The organism is Petrimonas sulfuriphila, from assembly GCA_038561985.1.
In the GTDB taxonomy this organism is placed as follows: Bacteria; Bacteroidota; Bacteroidia; order Bacteroidales; family Dysgonomonadaceae; genus Petrimonas; species Petrimonas sulfuriphila.
In genome coordinates this window covers 2,570,549-2,588,918 of sequence record CP073276.1, presented here as the reverse complement: position 1 = coordinate 2,588,918, position 18,370 = coordinate 2,570,549, and the positions used below count along the sequence as shown (strand labels likewise).

Here is an 18,370-nt window from a genome sequence, read left to right as displayed (position 1 = left end):
CTGAAGGTTATTCATTTCCTCCCATTGATCTCTCTTTATGAAGTTCCCTGGAAATCATGACTCCCGAATAAAGCAAGAAAACGGCCCCGATCATCATCGACAACGCCCACAAATTGTTCTTCCTAAACATCAGGTAGGTGCCAACAATCATCAACACACACGCAATCACCTGAAAATTGAATAATCGCTTTCCGCGAACACTCTTACCCGGATAAGGTGAAAGAGCCGTAACCCCACTGAAAATCAGCACTGAAACTGCCATAATCCACGGGGCAACCAATGGGGCAAAAAGATACAATACAGCAGATATTAAGATGACAATGCCGGAAATCTGATAAATGGTTTCTTTTGATTTATGCATTAATTTTCACTTTAAACTTCAGAACAATGATTTCTAATGTATTTAACATAAAATGTCCAATTCAACGGTACCACAAATTTAATAAAATAAACTTATCAGGTACTTCCTTTTCAGAAAACTTTCGCCACCTCCAGGGTTTACTATTCAATCACGAAGATCTCTTCGTTTTCTTTCTTCATCAAATAGTTTTCCCGGGCATATTTTTCGAGATTCTCCAGACTTGACTGAAGTTCATTTAACTTGGCCTTATCTGTTTCTGTTTGTTTGCGGTAATATTCGATTTGTGTTTTCAGGTCACGGATTTCGTTTTCGTATTTGATTCGCTTCAGCAGGCTACTATCACTGAAAAAGAACAACATAGCTATAAGAGCTACCAAAATTATCAATTGATAGACCGATAAGCTTAATACCCTTTTTTTCATAATTTTTCTGAAATCCATAAAGTTCAGCTAATCTTGAGAAACTGTTTGAATTTTATACTACAAAATTAAACGAAATTTCATACTAATTCAAACGATTTCGTGGAATTAAGTGAAATATAACAGAGACAGCGCGGGTTTTTCCCGGTTTTTGAAGTATCTTTACGCTTTGTAAACTTTAAAATTCACTATAAAATATGAAAAGATTCTTCTCCATCACCGTTGTTTTTTTCTTTGCAGTATATGCAACTTATCCCTGCACAAATCTACTCGTAGGCAAAAAAGCATCGGTTGACGGTTCAACCCTTATTTCCTATTCTGCCGATTCTTACAATCTTTACGGTGAACTTTATCATTGGGAAGCTGCACAATACAATCCCGGTACGATGCTGAAAGTATATGAATGGGATACGGGAAAATACCTGGGTGAAATACCGCAGGCACTCAAGACCTACAACGTTATCGGCAACATGAACGAACATCAGGTAGCCATCGGGGAAACCACCTTTGGCGGACGTCCCGAGTTAAGCGACTCCACCGGAATCATGGATTACGGAAGCTTGATTTATATTACCCTGCAACGGGCAAAAACTGCACGTGAAGCCATAAAAGTCATGACCGGCCTGGTAGCTGAACACGGGTATTACAGTTCCGGCGAATCTTTCTCCATTGCTGATCCAAACGAAGTTTGGGTAATGGAAATGATTAGCAAAGGCGTTGGCAACAAAGGGGCTGTATGGGTGGCTGTCCGCATTCCCGATGATTGTGTATCGGCACATGCCAACCAGGCACGTATCCAGCAGTTTCCTTTAAACGATCCCGAAAACTGCCTCTACTCTCCCGATGTTATTTCTTTTGCCAGACAACAAGGATATTTCTCGGGCAAAGATGCCGATTTTAGTTTTGCTCAGGCTTATGCACCCCTCGATTTTGGAGCGCTACGTTTTTGTGAGGCGCGTGTATGGTCGTTTTTTAATCGCGTAAATAAAGATATGGGAAAATATGTAACGTATGCACAGGGTAAAACTATCGATCCGATGCCGTTATATATCAAGCCGGATAAAAAACTCAGTGTCCACGATATCCAGGGTATGATGCGCGACCATTATGAAGGAACCGAACTCGACTGGCGTTTTGATGTCGGTGCCGGCCCGTTCAACTCTCCCTATCGCTGGTCTCCACTCACCTTCCAAGTAGATTCAGTTGAGTACTGCAACGAGCGTCCAATTGCTACTCAACAGACCGGATTCTCTTTTGTCGCTCAAATGCGTTCCTGGCTGCCTGAAACGATTGGAGGTATTCTGTGGTTCGGTGTTGACGACGCTGCTCAAACAGTTTATTATCCGGTTTACTGCGGACATGCCCATGTACCGGAAGAGATGGCGGTTGGCAACGGCGATTTACTCACCTACTCCGAAACATCGGCTTTCTGGACGCACAATTGGGTGTCGAACATGGTTTACACACGATACAGCGATATGAACATAGACATGCAAAAAGTGCAGCAGAAACTGGAAAACAATTTCAGGGAAACACAGCCCGAAATTGAAAAGAAAGCATTAAATTTGTACAGGAAATCCCCGCCAGAAGCTGTTCGTTTTCTCACCAACCACACCAATTCTTTGATTAGAGATGGTCTACAGGAGTGGAAGAAGCTCGGACAATACTTAATGGTGAAATATGTGGATGGTGTGGTAAAGAAAGAAGAAAACGGGAAATTCAAAAGAAACCCGCACGGACAACCCGCGTCACCGGAACGTCCTGGTTATTCAAATGAATTTTATAAAAAGGTTATCGACCAAACCGGAGAAAAATATAAGGTTCAAAAAGTAGAACCAACGGTGGATTAATTATATATTTTGTTATTCTATGGACAACGAAACATTATTAGCTCAAGTAACCGATAAGGCTCAATTATGGCTTAGCGGCAACTACGACGAAGAAACAAAAAAAGAAGTAAGGCAGATGCTGCAAAACGAAGACAAGCGTCAACTGATTGATGCGTTCTACAGAGATCTAGAGTTTGGCACAGGAGGTCTTCGTGGCATTATGGGGGCAGGCAGCAACCGAATGAATATTTACACCGTTGGTGCGGCTACGCAAGGATTATCCAACTACTTGTTACAGGAGTTTGCCGAGTTGGAACAGATCAAAGTAGTCATCGGGCACGATTGCCGGAACAACAGTCGTAAATTTGCCGAGATATCTGCCGATATTTTCACCGCAAACGGAATTAAAGTGTTTCTTTTCGAAGACTTACGTCCGACACCGGAAGTTTCATACGCCATTAGAAAACTCGGTTGTCAGAGTGGAATTATGCTTACAGCATCACACAATCCCAAGGAATACAACGGATATAAGGCCTATTGGGAGGATGGAGCACAAGTACTTGGGCCGCACGACAAAAACATTATTGCTGAAGTAAACAGAATCTCATCGATAGAAGAAATTAAGTTCAACGGCAACAAGGAATTGATCGAGATTATCGGGAAAGACATGGACAAGGCCTTTATCGACAAGGTTAAAAGTTTTGTTCTTTCTCCCCAAGCTATTGAAAATCAAAAAGAATTAAAGATTGTTTATACACCCATCCATGGAACCGGCATCAAGCTTATCCCCGATGCGCTGAAAGCCATTGGATTCACGAATGTTATCAACGTACCCGAGCAGGACGTAATAAGTGGAGATTTTCCGACAGTCATCTCTCCCAATCCCGAGGAGCCGGCAGCATTGGACTTAGCTATAAAAAGAGGTATCGAAACAGAAGCTGATGTTGTTTTAGCCACTGATCCCGATGCCGACAGAATCGGAGCAGCCATCCGTGACGACGAAGGCAATTTTAGGCTGGTCAATGGTAACCAGACCATGCTTATCCTTATTTATTACCTGATGACACGCCGCAAAGAGTATGGGCTGCTAAAAGGTAAGGAATTTATCGTAAAAACGATTGTCACCTCCGAGTTGGTGAAAAAAATCGCAGACAAGATGGGCATCGAAATGTTCGACTGTTACACCGGATTCAAATGGATTGCCGACGTTATCCGCAAGAACGAAGGGGTAAAAAAATACATCGGTGGAGGAGAAGAAAGCTACGGATTCCTCGCCGACGATTTTGTGCGCGACAAAGATTCGGTATCAGCCTGCACGCTGTTTGCAGAAGTTGCAGCCTGGGCAAAAGATAATGGAAAGACACTGTACCAACTGCTTCAGGATATCTATGTAGAATATGGGTATTCCAAAGAGGCAGGTATTTCATTGGTGCGCAAAGGGAAAGAGGGTGCCGACGAAATTGAAGCCATGATGAAAAACTTCAGGGCGAACCCCATGAAAGAATTAGCAGGCTCACCCGTTATTTTATCGAAGGATTTTGTGAAACTGGAAAGTGTGGATTATGTCAAAGAAGAGGTGACCACACTCGAGATGCCCACAACATCTAACGTGTTACAATACTTTACAGAAGATGGCACAAAAGTATCTATTCGCCCTTCCGGAACTGAACCCAAGATAAAATTCTATATTGAGGTACAAAGCTCTCCCATATCTTCGCGCGAAGAAATTCTACAAGCGGAGGCTCAGGCAGATGAAAAAATTAATGCTATCAAAGAATTCTTCGGAATCTAATCATCGAATAATTATTAAAATGAGAAAAAAACTGACCATTGCCCTGGTGGCCCATGATCATCGAAAAGCCGACATGGTCGACTGGGTTATCTTTAATTCAGATTTCCTATCCCACCATCATCTGGTCTGCACGGGCACAACCGGCGGACTGGTTCGTGATGCACTGAACGAAGAAGGAGTATTTCCCGAAATTACCTGCATGAATTCCGGCCCTATGGGTGGGGATGCTGAGATCGCAGCCATGGTGGTACGCAAAGAAATCGATCTCGCCGTGTTCCTGATCGACGACCTGAACGCACAGCCGCACGAGGCAGACATCATGATGCTGCTGCGCCAGTGCCGTATACATAACGTACCTATAGCCTGTAACCGTTACAGCGCCGACCTGATGATTACCAGCAGTCTGTGGGACGACCTGTCTTATGTCCCCATGCCGCCGCGATACGAAAAATTTGAACGAAATTAATGAGACGGGAAACAAGAGACTGTCTCAAAATAAAAAACAACCCTACTGATACAATGAATATTCGGATTTGTTCTCGGATAGGTGAATAAAAAGAAGAAAGAGGGTGAAATCACACATTGAGATTCACCCTCTTTCTTGTATGTTTTTTAATAACAAAGATTACTTTACAATCTTTAGCTCACTGACGATATGAGGTGCGTTCATGATTTTATCGATTGTGTAAAGCACGTAACGGACATCCACGCTGATCGTACGTTGCATCTCGGGTTCAAAGACAATGTCTCCGCTCAACGCCTCCCAGTTTCCGTCGAACGCCAATCCGATAAGTTCCGCTTTCCCGTTAAAAACAGGGCTTCCCGAATTACCTCCGGTAATGTCGTTATCGGAAAGGAAATTCACTCGCATAGTCCCATCCTTAGCTGCATATCTTCCAAAATCTCTTTTTTGGAGAGCATCAACGATGTAAGGTTGTAAATGAAATTCCGGATCGTTTTCCTTATATTTTTCCAACACTCCTTTTTCGGTCGTATAATAATCATACCAGACCCCGTCGCGCGGCTTATATCCTTTCACCGATCCATAACTCATTCTTTGGGTAAACGTTGCATCGGGATAAAAATTCTTTCGAGAGTCCATCTCCATCAATGCAGCCATCAGTTCTCGCTCACCCCTCATCATGTTTTCATATGCCGACATCATTTGCCCCGAGAGTTCGTAGCCCATATCTTTAGTCGATAATGCCAGCTCCATAGCCGGGTCTTTGGTCAGCATTTCCGTATTTGCATCTTTCAACAAATTCATCAAATCAGTAAGGTTGGTAAATTGAGAATTGGCAAACAACCAATCGGCATACTTGTCGTAATCCCCATCAAATTGGGTTTTAATTTTTTTGTAAATATCGGGAAGGTACTTTTCCGGAACTCGCTGTTCGTAGAGCCGCATTAATACAGGAAGGACTTTCCGGTCAAGTTTTGACTCATAATTTTTATACGACTCAATGATCCTGTCGTTGATAAATTCAGCCTTGTCTTCTTCCGTCCCGTCCATATCAAACTGAAGGATGGTATTGGCAAAGCGGATCAATTCGATTCCGTTGTTAAACGTTTCGAGAAAATAGGTCGTGTAACGAGCCATATCAGTAGAACCGGCATACGCTTCTTCCAGCGTTTTTAGCAGATGACCGTATTTTGCCTTGTTTCTTTCGCTTTTGTTGATCCAGCTTGTCAACCGGCTTTCCAACAAGCGCTTTTCCGCCAATACGTCAAGTTTAACAAGGGCTTCGTTCATACCCATGGAGTTTTTCCAGTAGTTTGAGCTTCCGGCATACTTGTTAGCATATTTCAACCGGATAGTATCGTTTTTAGTCATGGCATCCCACCAGATATCCTGTTTGGCTCCACGTACCTCAACACGCGGCTTGTTCTCCGATTCCATTTGCTGCGCAATTCCAAACGACGAAAGATAGCGTTGTGTGCTTCCCGGATAACCGATGGTCATGGCATAGTCGCCGTCTCTCACTCCTCCCAAGGAAACCGGAACCACATATTTAGGCTTGTATGGCACATTATCGGCGTTGTGTTTAGCCGGTTTATTGTTCCTGTCCGCATACACGCGGAAAACCGAAAAATCACCCGTGTGGCGGGGCCACATCCAGTTATCCGTATCACCTCCGTATTTTCCTATCGACGATGGTGGAGTTACCACCAAACGGATATCACGAAAAACATCATAAACTACTTTGTAGTATTTATTCCCTGAATAAAAAGGGATAATCCGCACAGAGGTAAAGGGATCGTCGTCGTATTGCTTGAGCAGTTCATCCGAGATAGAGTCGATGGCCAATTCGCGTTGTACTTCGCTTAACACGGAAGGCACCTTAGGCAAAATCTGCTGGGTAACTTCCTCCATACTGCGGAGAAAAGAAATAGTCAACCCATCAGCATATAATTCCTGTTGCAAATTATCGGCTTTGAAGCCATTTTTCAGGTAATCCGCTTCAACCGAACTTAGTTTTTGAATAGCACCGTACCCGCAATGGTGGTTGGTAAAAATCAACCCTTTGTCGGATACGGCAACACCGGAACAACCGCCGCCGAAAATGACCACTGCATCTTTCAGCGAAGCGTTTTTCTCATCGTATAGTTTGTTTACTGGAAAAGTGAATCCCAGTTCTTTCATTCGCTCCACACTCTCCCGATTAAGTTCTTTCAAAAGCCACATTCCTTCGTCGGCTTTGGTTGCAAGTGCCACAAGCAATATGGCAGTAATCAATAGTATCTTTCTCATTTATTTCAAATTAAGTATATTATTTCCTGAAATATTTATTTATAATGGGTATCTGCTGCAAAGGTAAGTCCTTTTTTAAAACTATAAGCAGGTAAATTCCTATTAAAACAGTGTTTACAAGTAACCTTAATCCGGCACAACCAATATTTCCGTGAGTAAACATTATTCCCGCAAACAGGAACGAGGCTATGACAACATAAAATCCTGCCGATTTTAAATCGTATTGAATGGGATAGTTTTTCTGACCGAGAAAATAAGAAACCACCATCATGACAAGGTTAGCAAAAAATGCTGTCCAGGCACAAGCCATGTAACCGTATTCCGGGACAAATAAGATATTTCCCAACACCGTTACAACGAGTCCGATTAAGGATAAATAAGCGCCCCACCGGGTCTGATCGGTCAGTTTATACCACAACGACAGATTGAAGTAGATACCAAAAAACAACTCTGCTGCCATCACGATTGGAACTATAGCAAGCCCCTCCTGATAGTTAACCTCCAGCAAATATTTTACGATATCGAGATACCCCATGACAGCCAGGAAAATAAACAGCCCAAAAATAATGAAATACTTGGTTGCCTGGGAATAGGCCAACTTATTGTCACCTGATTCTTTATTTTTAGCAAAGATAAACGGTTCGAAAGCGTATCGGAAAGCTTGAGTGAACATGACCATAATCACCGCAACCTTAAACGAAGCCGTGTAAATGCCCAACTGCCCCATCTTATCTACTTCGGTAGAAAGGTGCGGATAAAGCATTTTATCCAGGTTCTGATTCATTATTCCGGCAACACCCAGCACAAGCAACGGCAGGGAATAGACCAACATTTTCTTCAGCAAAACTCCGTCGAAAGTATATTTCACCCTCAATTGCGGTGAAAGCAGCAGTAACCGGATAAACGACGCCATCAGGTTGGATATCAAAATATAGTCGACTCCCTTGCCTATATCGAACCAGAAAAAAGCTCCGGGGAATTTTACGGCAAGCCAAGGACAGGCCAGGAAGAAAAAAAGATTGAACGCGATGGTTATCACAACATTCAGGACCTGTATGGTTGCAAACCGGATGGGACGTTTTTGATACCTCAAAAAAGCGAAGGGAATTGCACTGAGCGTATCTAATCCGAGTATGATAATCAGCAGCAGAACATAGTGTGGTTTTATAGCCTCACTTCCAAAAATGGTTGTTATAGGATTTAAAAATAAGATTGCTAGGAGAATGAACAAAAACGTCGTAAAAGCAATACTGATAAGCGTTGTTGTATAAACCTTGAGTGGATCTTCATCGCTTTTATTCGCAAACCGGAACAATCCGGTTTCCATCCCATACGTAAGAATTACAACGGTGAGTGCAGTCCAGCTGTACAGATTGCCCACCACTCCCATTTGGGCAGTATTCATCAAAACATAAGTCCAAAAGGGGGTAAGCAACCAGTTTAGAAATCTGCCCAATATACTGCTTACTCCGTAAATTGCTGTTTCCTTTGCAAGGGTTTTCATTCCTCCTGCCATACATCCAAATCTTTGAAATTAACGGCAAAAGTACATAAAATAGGCTTTTGTTTGCCAATTTGAGGCATAATTATACATCTTTTAAATAGCGTTAGGATGGAACTTTCGAAAAAAACCGTTTACTTTGTAGCTTTATTGAGGAATCGTGATTTATGGCACAAGAAGACGTTTTTAAAAAGATTGTATCGCACTGTAAAGAGTACGGATTTGTTTTTCCATCGAGCGAGATTTACGATGGGTTAGGCGCCGTTTACGACTACGGGCAAATGGGTGTTGAACTGAAAAACAACATCAAAAAATATTGGTGGGACAGCATGACCTTACTGCACGAGAACGTGGTGGGGATTGATTCTGCCATTTTTATGCATCCAACTATATGGAAAGCTTCGGGGCACGTGGATGCTTTTAACGATCCGCTGATAGACAATAAAGACAGCAAAAAACGTTATCGGGCCGATGTATTGATTGAAGAATACCTGGCAAAGATTGACGAGAAAATAGAGAAGGAAGTTGAAAAGGCAGCCAAACGGTTCGGGGACAGCTTTGATGAAAAGATGTATCGCGAAACCAATCCGCGCGTATTGGAGAATCAACAAAAACGCGACGAGGTCCATGCCCGGTTTGCAAAAGCATTGAATGACAGTAATCTTGATGACCTGCGTCAACTCATTGTTGATTGTGAAATAGCCTGTCCGGTAAGCGGATCCAGGAACTGGACAGAAGTACGCCAGTTCAACCTGATGTTTGCCACGGAAATGGGCTCTACTGCTGAGGGTGCCATGAAGGTATACCTCCGGCCAGAAACGGCGCAGGGCATTTTCGTCAACTTCCTTAATGTGCAAAAAACCGGTCGGATGAAAGTTCCTTTCGGCATCGCACAGATTGGCAAGGCTTTTCGTAACGAAATCGTTGCCCGTCAGTTTATTTTCCGCATGCGCGAGTTCGAACAGATGGAGATGCAGTTTTTTGTAGCGCCGGGCACAGAACTCGACTGGTTTGAATATTGGAAAAAGGAGCGATTAAAATGGCATCAGGCTCTCGGTTTCGGCAATGAAAATTATCAATTTCACGACCACGACAAGTTGGCCCATTACGCCAATGCCGCTACAGACATTGAGTTTCGCATGCCTTTCGGCTTTAAGGAAGTGGAAGGAATTCACTCCCGCACCGATTTTGATTTGTCCCAACACGAAAAATACTCGGGCAAGAAGATGCAGTATTTCGATCCGGAACTCAACAGTTCCTACGTTCCTTACGTAGTGGAAACTTCTATCGGGGTAGATCGGATGTTTCTTTCAGTCCTCACCAGCTCCTATTGCGAAGAGAAACTGGAAGGCGGGGAAATTCGCGTAGTGCTGAAAATTCCTGCAGCCATAGCTCCCGTGAAACTAGCTGTCCTTCCCTTGGTAAAAAAAGACGGATTGCCCGAAAAAGCAACTGAAATAATGGATGCATTAAAATTCAGTTTTGCTTGTCAGTACGACGAAAAAGACAGCATTGGCAGGCGCTATCGTCGCCAGGATGCTATTGGCACGCCTTACTGCGTCACCGTTGACCACCAGACATTAAAAGACAACACCGTGACGGTTCGTGACCGGGACACGATGGAGCAAAAACGGGTTACCATCAACGAAATTGAGAAAGAAATTTCATTCAACACCGACATAAAACAGTTGCTTAAAAAACTTAATAAATAAAAAGACATCAGAAGTCAGAACACAATCTTTGCAATTGGGTCCTGGTTCTAAAAATCTTTAAAGAATATGAAAACAACATTATACTCCTTCGTCGTTGCCTGCTTGTCCCTGTTTCTTGTTTCCTGCGAGAAGACAGTCAGTTTTGATGATGAGTTCAAGATGGATAACGAGAAGCAATTTGCGAAAATTACTGCAAGCTCAGAATACACAAAAATTGAATCCCAATCGGGAAACGGACACATCATGTACAAAGAGATCACCGACGGTGATACCGGGGAAACGCCTTATTTTACGGATCAAGTCAGTGTGTTGTACACCGGTTGGTTCAAAAGGTATTGGACCAAGGAGGATACATTTACCGGCGATGACGGGAATCTTTTTAAGAACAAAGTGATTTTTGACTCAACCGCCGACAGGAATAATGTTCCCAGTAAATTTACCGTGGGCAGCGAATTAATTGACGGATTCAGCACTGCCTTACAACACATGGAGGTAGGAGATAGATGGGAGGTATGGATTCCCTGGCAATTGGGTTATGGAGCCACAGGTAGAGGTGATATAAAAGGCTACTCCACCCTGGTTTTCGAAATTGAGTTGTTGGAAATTGTGAAATAAAAACCTCCATAGTACTACAACGTCGATAAAAATTTCTCAATGGCACTCCTCACTTGTGGGCGGGTGCCATTAAATTTATTAATCATCACCGTGAAGGCATATTGCTTGTTTCCATCAATAAGATAGCCTGAATAGCACTGCACTCCGCCAATACTTCCGCTTTTTGCTGATATTTTGCCCTCGTATTTCGTGTTGCGCATAAAACTGCGTAATGTACCGTCTTTTCCGGCTTTGGGTAGCGAATCGAAAAAAACTTTCGAATTTTTGCTTTTCGTGTACATATATGCCAGAATTTCGGTCAGGAATGCCGGGCTGAACGCATTCTGAGGTGCAAGTCCGGACCCGTCATGCAACGTAAGCGACGAGATAGAAATCCCTTGTTGTTCCCAAAATTTCTTTACATAATCGATCCCTGCCTGAAGCGCATCGCTGTATATATCGGTATTTTGTGTTCTTCCGATTATCCTGAGCAAATGCTCTGCGTAATGGTTATTGCTCTTTACATTCACCTCCTGCACGATATCTTTCATCGGCCGTGAAGTTTGCGTGTGAACGATCTTTCCCGGTTTATACTGTACCTGTTTTTTTGCCAGATAATCTGTCCTTGCAGTTTCTACTTGACTTATTTTTATCCCCGAACGGACAAGATAATCAGCCAGCGTTTCACCTAAAAAAAGACCCGGATCAGGGATATCGCCCTTGATGCTGAACTCGGCCTTTCCAGCAGGAATATTCCCTTTCACTGTTCTCTCGTATGAAAACGGAATACCATAGATGTAACCATTATCACTTCCCGTCGTATTTAGTGTAAGAAAATTGGTGAACCGGATCTTTTTCATATCCGGCTCCGTCCGAAGAATCCGGGGCGGGGCGATCTTGGCAGAAGTATTAAAAAAAAGTTTATATGTATTATCAAAAATACTTATCCCGTAACTTCCCGAGGCGTAGTAATTTCCGATATCAATCCAAGTCCATTCGGGCGAAATACCGTCGTATCCGAACAGGTTATCGACTACGTAAATGCTGTATTCTCGATCCGGCTGCAATTCTTTCTTCAGCGCATCGGTGATATTGATGAAAAATGCGGTCGTGTTGTCGCCAAAGACATCACTGCCAAGCGTGGGATCACCCGAGCCAAGCACCAGGATCCTTGTAGGATCACTCTCATCCAAAGTCACCTGTGTAACGTATCTATACTCGCTACCCAACAGCTCCAGGGCCGTTGCGGAAGTAATAACCTTTGTTATCGATGCCGGCGTAAGCGATTTTTGCGGATCGTGCGAAACAATTGTTTTCCCGGTATTCAGGTCCGTGACCTGAATACCTACCGAGGCATGCTTCAAGGCGGCATTATTGAGGAGTTGTTGCAGCCCAACCTGCGAATAGGATAACCAAACGGAACACAGTGAAAGATATAAAAGAAGAAATCGTTTCATTCGTTTTTTTTAGTACGGACAAAAATAAGAAAAAAAAGACAAACTGGTTTATCTCTACAACAATTCATCCTTAATCGTCAAAAATAATTAATTGTCGTGCACAGCGCAAAAAAGACACCGCCTTACTGAAAGCGGTGTCTTTGTAATCACTATTTAAACAGGTCTTCTTAAAATTTGAAACCTACTGCAAGGTGCGCATTTTGACTTTTTACGTTAACTTCTTTATTTCTAGAAATATTGAGCAAGCCCATATCCCATCCCAAATCGACAAGGAAAGAACCGAATTCGGCACCAACACCTATACCGACACCAGCGTCGAAAGGCTTATACCCCATTCTCTTATCAAAAGTATTAACACTGTTTGTAGAAGCATTTATCTGTTTAAGGGCAGCGTCGACTGCTGCTTTTTGATCTGCCGGCACATTGCCTGAAACTTTTACAGTTGACTTACCGCTTATTTTGCCTCCAACTCCATAGGCCGCATAGGGACCGGCATGCAACACAACACGCGCCCCGGGGGTTACATCTATTTTATAGGCAAGGTGCAGAGGGATCTGCAAATACATGGCATTGGCTGTTTTATCCACCGTACCCGAAAGCTTAATGTCTCCTACTTTCTGGTCTATTTTTGTGGAAGATAGTTTTGCTCCTTTCGTAATAAAATATAATCCGGACTGAATAGCCACATTGGATTCAAATTCATAATCAGCTGCTATACCCACGTTAAAACCTAATTTCATCTTGGTGTCTTTTACCTCTTTTCCGTAAAAATTCGACATGTTTACTCCGCCTTTAATTCCTAGAGACAATCCCTGAGCGCTCACAGCTCCAACCATGGCCACCATGGCCAATGCCAATACAATCTTTTTCATAACTTTTTTAAATTAATAGTTAGTTTGTTTAAAAATTCAACGAAGTGATGTTGTTTCTCACTTCCGATAATAAGACGCAGGGAAACAAAAAACCCTCACTATTCGGTTGAAAAAATTCACAAAAGATTACTGCTTACAATAAAAAAACACCGCCCAAAAAGCGGTGTTTCCAACGTTTATAATTCTGAAAAATTAGAATTTGTAACCTACGGAGAGGTAGGCGTTTTGATTTTTTACGTTTCCACTACTTGAATTGGATATATTAACCAGACCCATATCCCATCCGACATCAACCAGAAAGCGACTGAATTCTGCACCAACGCCAAGTCCTAAACCGGCATCAAACGGTTTAAGCATTTTGTTTTCTCCAAAAACATTAACGCCCTCACTTTCTGTTGAACTACTACCGGACGATACTTTAAGTTTCGATTTTCCCCCAACCCCGTATGCGACATAAGGACCTGCGTGAAATACAATACGGGTACCCGGAGTCACCTCCTGTTTATAAGCGAAGTGAACGGGGAGTTGTAAGTACATCGGATTTACAGTAATGTCTCCTGAAACGGTTCCCAGAGAGCCACTGTATTTAGCCCCTTTCGTCGTGAAAAATAATCCGGTTTGAATAGCCATGCTCGGGGCAAAGTCATAATCTGCAGCTAGACCGACATGAAAACCAATTTTCATATTTTTGTCGGTCAATTCATCACCGTAAAAATTCGACATATTAACGCCGCCTTTAATCCCCAGATTCAATTGTGCACTTGCTGCCGTTACTATAGCCAGCATGGCAACCACTAACGATAATCTTAATTTTTTCATAATTTAATTGTTTAATTAATAAATATAGCCTGTTCAAAAACAATGTTCATTACACTTCTGATACGCTTAATAAACAACCGTTTTGTTTTTTTTGTTCGGTTTTGAATTTTTCAACGGATGCTTAACAAAAAGCATGCATCAAATGTAATCCAGATTAAAACAGCCACAAAATGAGAATGGGAACTGTGTGGAATTTCTCAACAGGTTTTTAACAAAAATTCTGCCTATTGATGCTTTTTTGATGTTTGTTAGGGATAAAGACTACTTAAATCACACGTATTTCAACTGATACAGTTGTTCCGGGAAGAACAATTTCTCTGCCAATTCCTGCAGTTGCACTGCACTTATGGCATCTATTTGGGAAAAAACCTCTTCCAAAGGAAGGTAATGATTAAAATGAAGATAGCTTTTAGCCATTCTCAGGGAGATACTTTCATTGTTTTCAGAAGCGATGCCCAGCTGTCCTTTATATTGTCTTTTTGCAGTTGCCAGTTGACCTGAGGACAAAGGAATCTCTATAATCCTTCTTAACTCTTTATTGATAAGCTTTAAACACCGTTCCACTTGTCTTTTATCGCAGGCAAAATAGACGGAAAACAGCCCCGTATCGGTGTACAACGTTACGTTCGATTCCACGTTATAGACCAATCCGTTTTTTTCACGCAACGAATTGTTAAGCCGGCTGTTGGTAGCTCCCCCGGCAACAATATGATTCAACAAATAAAGAGCGTACCTGTCCGGTTGAAACATATCAAAAGTGCGGGCTCCGAGGATAACATGCGTTTGGGCGGTACCTTTTCCAATCCGGCTCTTTTTTGCTGTTTCGCTCAGGGGACGTTCGCGCTTTTTGGATAATAAATACCGGGTATCGGGGAAACCGAAGTATTGTTCAGTCAAGCGTACCACTTTGGAAAAAGGAGTTTTTCCGAATGAAAACAAAACCATATTCGCAGGGGAGTACTGCCTGTTTACAAAATCGTCCACTTTTTTCTTATCCAAAGCAAGTAACGACTCAGATGTTCCCAGTATGTAATGCCCTATCTCGTGATTAGGAAACAAGAGATTTTCAAAATCATCAAATATCAACTCAGACGGTGAGTCGGCATAACTATTCATTTCATCTAAAATAACGTCTCTTTCTTTTTCTATCTGATGTTCGGGAAAAGTGGAATGAAAAACCATATCGCTTAACAACTCCACTGCTCTCTCAAAATATTCGGATAAAAACGTAGCGTAAATAAACGTTTCTTCCTTTGTGGTATAAGCGTTAAGTTCGCCGCCCACGTTCTCCATGCGGTTAATGACATGATGTGCCTGGCGCTTTTCAGTTCCTTTAAACAACATATGCTCCACAAAATGTGCCATCCCCTGTTCGTCCGGAAATTCGTCACGGGAACCCGTATTAATGGCTATTCCACAGTAGGATATTTCCGAGGGGAAAGGGTGATGAATAATGCGTAAGCCGTTGGTTAAGTGATGGGTTTGAAACATGTTCGATAATGGGTGTTAATTCTGGACTTCTTTCATCATGTACTTTTTTTTCTGCTCCGGCGTTAACTTCTCGATGGCGTATCGCAGCATTGTCCGGGGCATTTCCGTATAATGTGCGTCCAGAAAACAGGTTAATGTTTTTTCATCGCGTTTACCGGCTTCACGCAACATCCAGCCACAGGCTTTGTGCATTAAATCGTGACGATGGGTAAGAAACTTTTCAGCAAGTTTCAACGTATCTGTAAAATCTTTTTTTCGGATAAAGGCCAATGTGGAAATAATGGCTATCCGTTGTTCCCAGAGGTTTTCACTGCTGGCCAGTTGATACAGGACCGACCTGTCTTTGTCCAGAAGCCACTCCCCTACAATATGGTAAGCCGACACGTCCACCAGGTCCCAATTATTGATACCGTGAGTATGGGCAAGGTAAAATTCAAAAATTTCTTTACGCCCCGTGTCGCAGGCTTTTTCAAATTGCTCAGACAGAATGACCAAAGCACAAAAACGACATTCGTGATACTCGTCATTCAACAGTTTCCCGAGTTCGTCAAACGAAAGGTTTTTGTTAGCTTTAGCCACCTTTCTCGTTTCGGGGACAGTACTTCCTATAAACCGGTCGCCTTCACCGTACTGACCTTTTCCGGTCTTGAAAAAATACTTGGAATGTTCTGCTTTTTGGGGATTTCCAAAAGAGAACACCTGTTGTTTTACACTTTCTGCTGTCATGCTAATTAGAATTTAGCGTAGGGTATTGTGTTCAAAACTCTACGTCCATCAATTTACCCGGGACACCTCGTATTTGCCTTCGTAAAAACCAATAATATTATGTACCATTTCCTCCGCCATCCGATGACGGTCTTCAATGGTTCTGGTTCCGGCATGAGGCGAAAGTACCACATTATCCAACACCAGTAACTCGGAAGAGATTTTTGGTTCATTTTCATATACATCAAGCCCGGCAGCCCATATTTTTTTTTCTTTCAGCGCTTGAGCCAATGCTTTTTCATCGACCATATTTCCTCGGGCTGTATTAATAAATACCGCTGTAGGTTTCATTACGGAAAACTCTTTTTCTCCGATCAACTTTAAGGTTTGAGAAGTGGAAGGTGCATTCAGTGAAATAAAATCTGCCATTCGCAGTAACTCATCAAAAGAGACGTATGAAGCACCATAACGTTCTTCAATTTCCGGACTTAACCGGTTCCGGTTATGATAGATTATATTCATCCCTGAAGCTACTGCACGTCGCGCCAGGGCTTGTCCGATTCTTCCCATTCCGATTATACCCAAGGTTTTTCCAAAAATAGGCAATCCGGCATCTCCGTACACACCCCAGTCAACCGCCCGGTGTTCGCGTAGCTTCCGGTCATAATACCCAATTCGCCTTCCTGCGGCAAGCAACAAGGCAAATGCCAATTCAGCCGTAGGTTCACACGTCGTTTTGGGAATATTGGTTACCACAATTCCTTTCTGGGTTGCGTATTCCACATCAATATTATTGTAACCGACACCGTAGTTAGCAATCACCTCCAACCTCACTCCCCTGTCCATTATTTCCTTATCGGTAAAAAAACTGAAGTTAGGTATTACAACCTCATAATCAGAAATCATTTCCAGTACCTGGTCGCGTTTCATGTCTTTATCCTGTGGCATAAAAACTTCAAACTTCTCAAAAAGTTCTGCTAAAGATTCTCTGTGCAGGGCAGTTGTTATAAGAATTTTCTTCATGATCGGATTGTTTTTCATTAAACGAGCGTTGCGCAAAATTGTTTACGAGGGACATTCTGAAAATATCATACACGCTAAAAGAAAAAAGAGTGAGCATTACTACCCACTCTCTTTTCGCTCTTCAGGCTGGACTTGAACCAGCGACCCTCTGATTAACAGTCAGATGCTCTAACCGACTGAGCTACTGAAGAATTTCACTTCTCTTTTTTTAACGTTATTTTTCGCTCTTCAGGCTGGACTTGAACCAGCGACCCTCTGATTAACAGTCAGATGCTCTAACCGACTGAGCTACTGAAGAATTTTATATTTCTTTTCAGAAAAGTGATGCAAAAGTACTACAAATTTTCAAATATTCCAACAGCTTTGTCATAAAATTATCGGAGATGTTTTCAACACAAGTTTTTGTAGATAAATCATCTTTTATTTAAAAAAGTTTTTATTACCTTTGAAATCAAATAAACGAGTATTAAAACGCTTTTTTATGATTTTCAGATTCGCAATTATATCGGATGAAGTAGAAAACTTCAAAAGAGAAATAAAAATAGATGCCGACAATACTTTCTTGGATTTATTCAAAGCGATTGTCGACTGCACCGGTTTCAATGAAAGCGAGATGGCTTCTTTCTTTCTTTGTGACGACAACTGGCGTAAAGAGCAGGAAATCACTCTTGTGGAAATGGACACTTATTCCGATGAAGACCCTTATACGATGGCTGAATGCGTGCTGAACGACTACTTGGAAGATGAAAAACAAAAATTGCTTTTCGTATTTGACTACCTTACCGAGAGAGCATTGTTTATTGAGCTCTCGGAGATTATTACCGGTAAAAGCTTGAAAAAACCGATATGTACACTCTCCGTAGGAGAAGCGCCTAAACAATTCCTTAATTTCGATGAGATCGCAAGCACCTCGGCATCGCTGGACGTAGATGAGTCCTTTTTCGGAGATGAAAGTTTCGATTTGAACGAACTCGACAAAGAGGGCTTCGACGGGTTAGACGATATTGAGATATCAGCAGAAGAAAGCGACCTCTATTGACTTC

At 42.3% G+C, this 18,370-nt stretch carries 16 protein-coding genes and 2 tRNA genes; 6 read left to right on the top strand and 12 right to left on the bottom strand.

Going from position 1 to position 18,370, the window contains the following annotated elements:
- Nucleotides 1–7: 7 nt before the first annotated feature.
- Together KCV26_10845 and KCV26_10840 are read right to left on the bottom strand one after the other, a co-directional pair.
- Nucleotides 8–361: a hypothetical protein gene (locus KCV26_10845; protein WZX35799.1), complete on the bottom strand. Its 354-nt coding sequence runs from the start codon at nt 359–361 to the stop codon at nt 8–10.
- 140 nt (nt 362–501) lie between these two features.
- Complete coding sequence (locus KCV26_10840; GenBank protein ID WZX35798.1) at nt 502–801, bottom strand: septum formation initiator family protein; 300 nt, start codon at nt 799–801, stop codon at nt 502–504.
- A gap of 176 nt (nt 802–977) precedes the next feature.
- Here KCV26_10840 and KCV26_10835 point away from each other — a divergent pair, with 176 nt between their 5' ends.
- The 3 genes from KCV26_10835 to KCV26_10825 are packed head-to-tail and all read left to right on the top strand — an operon-like array spanning nt 978 to nt 4,867.
- Entirely contained in the window at nt 978–2,630 is a 1,653-nt protein-coding gene (locus tag KCV26_10835) for a C69 family dipeptidase (protein ID WZX35797.1), read from the top strand.
- Nucleotides 2,631–2,649: 19 nt separating this feature from the next.
- Complete coding sequence (locus tag KCV26_10830; GenBank protein ID WZX35796.1) at nt 2,650–4,401, top strand: phospho-sugar mutase; 1,752 nt, start codon at nt 2,650–2,652, stop codon at nt 4,399–4,401.
- A gap of 19 nt (nt 4,402–4,420) precedes the next feature.
- Complete coding sequence (locus KCV26_10825) at nt 4,421–4,867, top strand: methylglyoxal synthase (protein WZX38380.1); 447 nt, start codon at nt 4,421–4,423, stop codon at nt 4,865–4,867.
- A gap of 159 nt (nt 4,868–5,026) precedes the next feature.
- On the opposite strand, the gene KCV26_10820 is transcribed toward KCV26_10825, so the two are convergent.
- Together KCV26_10820 and KCV26_10815 are read right to left on the bottom strand one after the other, a co-directional pair.
- Entirely contained in the window at nt 5,027–7,153 is a 2,127-nt protein-coding gene (locus KCV26_10820; GenBank protein ID WZX35795.1) for a S46 family peptidase, read from the bottom strand.
- A gap of 19 nt (nt 7,154–7,172) precedes the next feature.
- Nucleotides 7,173–8,669 (bottom strand): lipopolysaccharide biosynthesis protein, encoded by a 1,497-nt coding sequence (locus KCV26_10815; protein WZX35794.1) that lies wholly within the window; start codon nt 8,667–8,669, stop codon nt 7,173–7,175.
- 152 nt (nt 8,670–8,821) lie between these two features.
- Between KCV26_10815 and KCV26_10810 the strand changes: the two genes are divergently transcribed.
- Nucleotides 8,822–10,366, top strand: a complete 1,545-nt coding sequence (locus tag KCV26_10810; protein ID WZX35793.1) for a glycine--tRNA ligase — start codon at nt 8,822–8,824, stop codon at nt 10,364–10,366.
- A 66-nt stretch (nt 10,367–10,432) separates the two neighbouring features.
- Nucleotides 10,433–10,981 (top strand): FKBP-type peptidyl-prolyl cis-trans isomerase, encoded by a 549-nt coding sequence (locus tag KCV26_10805; GenBank protein WZX35792.1) that lies wholly within the window; start codon nt 10,433–10,435, stop codon nt 10,979–10,981.
- 14 nt (nt 10,982–10,995) lie between these two features.
- Here the strand turns inward: KCV26_10805 and dacB are convergent, their stop codons facing one another.
- The 8 genes from dacB to KCV26_10765 form a co-directional block, all read right to left on the bottom strand.
- Nucleotides 10,996–12,417: a D-alanyl-D-alanine carboxypeptidase/D-alanyl-D-alanine-endopeptidase gene (gene dacB, locus KCV26_10800; GenBank protein ID WZX35791.1), complete on the bottom strand. Its 1,422-nt coding sequence runs from the start codon at nt 12,415–12,417 to the stop codon at nt 10,996–10,998.
- 167 nt (nt 12,418–12,584) lie between these two features.
- The gene (locus KCV26_10795) at nt 12,585–13,289 is read right to left on the bottom strand and encodes a PorT family protein (GenBank protein WZX35790.1); all 705 of its coding nucleotides are present in this window, start codon (nt 13,287–13,289) and stop codon (nt 12,585–12,587) included.
- A gap of 192 nt (nt 13,290–13,481) precedes the next feature.
- Nucleotides 13,482–14,108, bottom strand: a complete 627-nt coding sequence (locus KCV26_10790) for a PorT family protein (GenBank protein WZX35789.1) — start codon at nt 14,106–14,108, stop codon at nt 13,482–13,484.
- A 270-nt stretch (nt 14,109–14,378) separates the two neighbouring features.
- Nucleotides 14,379–15,599 (bottom strand): insulinase family protein, encoded by a 1,221-nt coding sequence (locus KCV26_10785; GenBank protein WZX35788.1) that lies wholly within the window; start codon nt 15,597–15,599, stop codon nt 14,379–14,381.
- 15 nt (nt 15,600–15,614) lie between these two features.
- Nucleotides 15,615–16,325, bottom strand: a complete 711-nt coding sequence (locus tag KCV26_10780; GenBank protein ID WZX35787.1) for a DNA alkylation repair protein — start codon at nt 16,323–16,325, stop codon at nt 15,615–15,617.
- A gap of 48 nt (nt 16,326–16,373) precedes the next feature.
- Nucleotides 16,374–17,327 (bottom strand): NAD(P)-binding domain-containing protein, encoded by a 954-nt coding sequence (locus tag KCV26_10775; protein WZX35786.1) that lies wholly within the window; start codon nt 17,325–17,327, stop codon nt 16,374–16,376.
- 117 nt (nt 17,328–17,444) lie between these two features.
- A tRNA-Asn gene (locus KCV26_10770) sits at nt 17,445–17,518 on the bottom strand.
- A 33-nt stretch (nt 17,519–17,551) separates the two neighbouring features.
- Nucleotides 17,552–17,625 (bottom strand) — tRNA-Asn (locus KCV26_10765).
- 183 nt (nt 17,626–17,808) lie between these two features.
- On the opposite strand from KCV26_10765, the gene KCV26_10760 reads away from it, so the two are divergent.
- A complete protein-coding gene (locus KCV26_10760) occupies nt 17,809–18,366 on the top strand; it encodes a hypothetical protein (protein ID WZX35785.1) in 558 nt (185 codons plus the stop codon).
- Nucleotides 18,367–18,370 lie beyond the last annotated feature (4 nt).